The following is a 3,656-nucleotide window of genomic DNA, read 5'->3' on the forward strand; positions in this document are numbered from 1 at the left end:
TCTCCGCCGAGTCGCCCGTGTCGCCAGCCACGACGAGCGCCTCGAGGACCTGCAGGCGGCCCGCGTCGAGCGCGTCGACGGCCCGCTGCACGCTGGCCCTCGTCGAGGCGCGGGCGGCGAGGCTGGTCAGGTCCGCAGGCGCTGGACGAGCGAGATCGGGGCGTGCGAGGACCAGCGCCACGAGCTGCCGGTCGTCGCGCCCCCGGATGTCGTCGGCCAGGCTGCGGATCGCCCGGACCTCTGGGCTGTTGATGGGCACCCACCCAACCTATGCGGCTCCACTAGCGTGGAGCCATGAGCGCTCTCTTCCCGGAGCCCGCCCGGCCGTCTTTCGCGGCGGCGTCGGCCGCACCCACCGGGCAGCAGTGGACGATCGGACATGGCCCCTTCGAGGCGACGGTCGTCGAGGTGGGCGGAGGCCTGCGTAGCCTGACGCGGCAGGGGTCGCCTCTCGTCGCCGGTTACGGCGCCGACGAGTCCCCGCGGAGCGGTCGCGGCCAGCAGCTGATGCCGTGGCCGAACCGCATCCGGGACGGCAGGTACACCTGGGAGGGCACGGAGCTGCAGCTGCCCATCACCGAGGTCGCGCGCGGCCACGCAAGTCACGGGCTGGTCCGCTGGGCGGTCTGGGAGCTGATCGAGCACGAGTCGGAGTCGGTCACGGTGGGCTACCGGCTCTACCCGCAGCCCGGCTGGGAGCACCCCCTCGACCTGCGGACGACCTACGTCCTGGACGACAGCGGCCTCGTCGTGACGACCGCTGCGCGCAACGTCGGTCGGACGGCGGCACCGTTCGGCTACGGGGCCCATCCCTACCTGGCGACCGGGTCCACGTCGCTGCCCGAGGTCCAGGTCCAGGTGCCTGCCTCGACGTGGCTCGAGGTCGATGACCGCCTCGTGCCGACCCGGCGCGTGGGTGTCGAGGGCAGCGGGCTGGACCTCCGGTCGCGCAGGCCGCTCGGCGACACCCGGTTGGACACCGCCTTCACCGACCTCGTTCGCGATGACGACGGGATGTGGCGTTGCGAGGTCGTGACCGAGTCCGCCGGCCGCATCGTGCTGTGGGCGGACGCGGCGTTCCCGTGGGTCCAGGTTTTCACCGGTGCGGTCGAGAAGGGTCTCGGCGAGCCGGGGATCGCCGTGGAGCCGATGACGTGCCCGGCTGATGCCTTCAACTCCGGAGACTCGCTCATCACGCTCGCGCCGGGCGACGAGTGGACCGGCACGTGGGGGATCTCACCCGGCTGAACGCACGATCGGGGTTGGGCGACCAGCAGATAGGCTTGGCGGGCGCGGCCACTGGTGGGCGCCGATCAGACGAGCAACGAGGTGGACTGTGCCGACTGGCAAGGTCAGGTTTTTCGACGCCGACAAGGGCTTCGGCTTCATCGCGGAAGATGATGGCGCCGACGTGTTCCTGCACGCCAACGCCCTGCCCGAGGGCGTCACGACCCTGAAGAAGGGGACGCGCGTCGAGTTCGGCGTCGTCCAGGGCCGCAAGGGAGCACAGGCGCTGCAGGTGCGCGTCCTCGACCCGGCCCCATCGCTGGTCAGCAAGCGCCGCGAGCGCGACCGCAAGCCGGCCGACGAGATGGTCGTCATCGTCGAGGACGCCATGCAGGTCCTCGACGAGGTGAGCAACGGCCTGCGCAGGGGCCGCTACCCCGACAAGGACTTCGGCTCCAAGGTGGCCCAGGCCCTCCGCAAGGTCGCCGACCAGCTCGAGGGCTGACGACATGGTTCCCACACTCACGCCCAAACGGGACGCGGCCAAGCAGGACGCGGTGCTCCTCGCCGCCGTCGACCTCGCCCGGGCCGCCCTCGAGGAGGTCGCCGAGCCGGGCACCATCGGTGCCCACGCCGGGATGGAGATGCTCGGGGAGCGCCTCGCGATGCACTGGTTCCAGTGCCTCTCGCCCGGATACCACGGCTGGCGGTGGGGGGTCAGCGTGGCGCGCGTCCCGCGGGCCAAGACGGCCACCGTCTGCGAGACGAACCTGCTGCCAGGACCTGATGCTGTCCTCGCGCCTGAGTGGCTACCCTATGCCGACCGGCTCGCGCCCGGCGACCTGGGTCCCGGGGACGTACTGCCGCGACGGCCGGATGACCCCAATCTCGAGGCGGGCTTCGAGGCGACGGGCGACGAGGACGTCGACCGGATGGCCTTCTTCGAGCTGGGCCTGGGCCGACGCAGGGTCTTGTCCCCCGAAGGGCGGGACGCCGCCGCCAAGCGGTGGTACGACGGTGAGAGTGGCCCGAAGGCGGAGATCGCCCTCAAGGCGACCGCTCGCTGCTCGACGTGCGGCTACTTCGTGCCGATGGCCGGCGCGCTGCGGGCCGTCTTCGGCGTCTGCGCCAACGAGTGGAGCCCGTCCGATGGACGGGTCGTCTCGCTCGACCACGGATGCGGTGCCCACTCGGAGACCGACATCGAGCAGCCCGAGCCGACGCCCATCGGTGAGCCGATCGTCGACGAGCTCGCGGTCGACGTGGAGCAGGTCCTTCCGGTCGACCCCGATGTGGAACCTCCTGCTGACCCGACCCCGGAAGGTGCGGGAGAGCCGGCCCCGGAAGTTGTCCACTCGATCGAGGGGGCGACGGCTGTCGAGGGCACCGGCGAGGAGACTTCCGAGGACACTGCCGAGGGCACCGCTGAGGACACCGGCGAGCGGGACTGAGCTCAGCGGCATACGGCCCGATCTGCCGTCAGGCGGCGTCCTGGGCGTTGCCGCGGCCGCGACGCAGGTATACCCAGCCAATGGCGCCCAGGCCCATGCCGGCGACGCACGTCCACGGCCACCAGTCGCGGTCACCCTCATGCAGGACCGGCACGACGAGGGTGACGACGAGCGCCAGCGCCCACGCGACGATTCCGGCCTCCACGATCTTGAGCATGGGGACGTGGACCGGCTCGAGGGGCTCCCCGGGCTTGCGGGGAGGGGTCTGGTCGGTCACGTGGGCCAGCCTAGGTGATCCGCTTGGTGATCTGACGCAGTCCGCCTCGGACCAACGGCTCAGGACGGCCGGCGCACCACTAGGCTGCCCGCCATGTCGACCGAAACCACCCAGCGTCCGGCAGTGACCGGACGACTCGACGGCTTCTTCAGGATCACCGAGCGCGGGTCGACCGTTGCCCGCGAAGTCCGAGGCGGATTCGTCACCTTCTTCACGATGGTCTACATCGTGGTCCTCAACCCGATCATCCTGTCCGGCGCGACGGACGGCTCCGGACTCCTGATCGGCGGCGTCTCCGACCTCGAGCAGAGCAAGCTGCTCGTCGCGGTGGGTACGGCCGTCATCGCCGGGATCACGTCGATCCTGATGGGGCTCTTCGCGAACTTCCCGATCGCGCTCGCGGCCGGTCTCGGGATCAACGGCCTCATCGCGGGCATGGTCTTCACCCATGCGGCGGAAGGCATCACCTTCGCCGACCTCATGGGCCTGGTCGTCATCGAGGGCATCATCATCCTCGTCCTCGTGCTGACCGGCTTCCGCACGGCCGTCTTCCACGCGATCCCGGCGCCGCTCAAGGTTGCGATCTCGGTCGGCATCGGCCTGTTCATCGCCTTCATCGGTGTCATCGACGCCGGCTTCGCGCGCCGCCCGACGTCACCGGGCTCGGTCCCGAGCGAGCTCGGCATCGGCGGCAGCCTCAA

5 protein-coding genes and 1 pseudogene are annotated in these 3,656 nt (G+C 70.8%); 4 read left to right on the forward strand and 2 right to left on the reverse strand.

Going from position 1 to position 3,656, the window contains the following annotated elements:
• Window positions 1–259 (reverse strand): annotated as a pseudogene (locus tag VIR15_RS20070) (helicase-associated domain-containing protein); the annotation flags it as partial.
• A gap of 35 nt (window positions 260–294) precedes the next feature.
• Between VIR15_RS20070 and VIR15_RS20075 the strand changes: the two are divergent.
• The 3 genes from VIR15_RS20075 (at window position 295) to VIR15_RS20085 (ending at window position 2,678) form a co-directional block, all read left to right on the forward strand.
• The gene (locus VIR15_RS20075; protein WP_331931064.1) at window positions 295–1,248 is read left to right on the forward strand and encodes an aldose 1-epimerase family protein; all 954 of its coding nucleotides are present in this window, start codon (window positions 295–297) and stop codon (window positions 1,246–1,248) included.
• Between the two features lie 88 nt (window positions 1,249–1,336).
• On the forward strand, window positions 1,337–1,732 hold the full coding sequence (locus tag VIR15_RS20080) for a cold-shock protein (RefSeq protein WP_324145379.1): 396 nt from the start codon (window positions 1,337–1,339) through the stop codon (window positions 1,730–1,732).
• Window positions 1,733–1,736: 4 nt separating this feature from the next.
• Window positions 1,737–2,678 (forward strand): DUF3027 domain-containing protein, encoded by a 942-nt coding sequence (locus tag VIR15_RS20085; RefSeq protein WP_331931068.1) that lies wholly within the window; start codon window positions 1,737–1,739, stop codon window positions 2,676–2,678.
• 28 nt (window positions 2,679–2,706) lie between these two features.
• Here the strand turns inward: VIR15_RS20085 and VIR15_RS20090 are convergent, their stop codons facing one another.
• Window positions 2,707–2,955, reverse strand: a complete 249-nt coding sequence (locus VIR15_RS20090) for a DUF2530 domain-containing protein (RefSeq protein WP_331931070.1) — start codon at window positions 2,953–2,955, stop codon at window positions 2,707–2,709.
• Between the two features lie 93 nt (window positions 2,956–3,048).
• On the opposite strand from VIR15_RS20090, the gene VIR15_RS20095 reads away from it, so the two are divergent.
• Window positions 3,049–3,656 (forward strand): solute carrier family 23 protein (locus tag VIR15_RS20095; protein WP_331931072.1); only part of this gene is annotated, 608 nt, incomplete at its 3' end.

Source organism: Intrasporangium sp., assembly GCF_036566125.1.
Taxonomy (GTDB): Bacteria; Actinomycetota; Actinomycetes; order Actinomycetales; family Dermatophilaceae; genus Intrasporangium.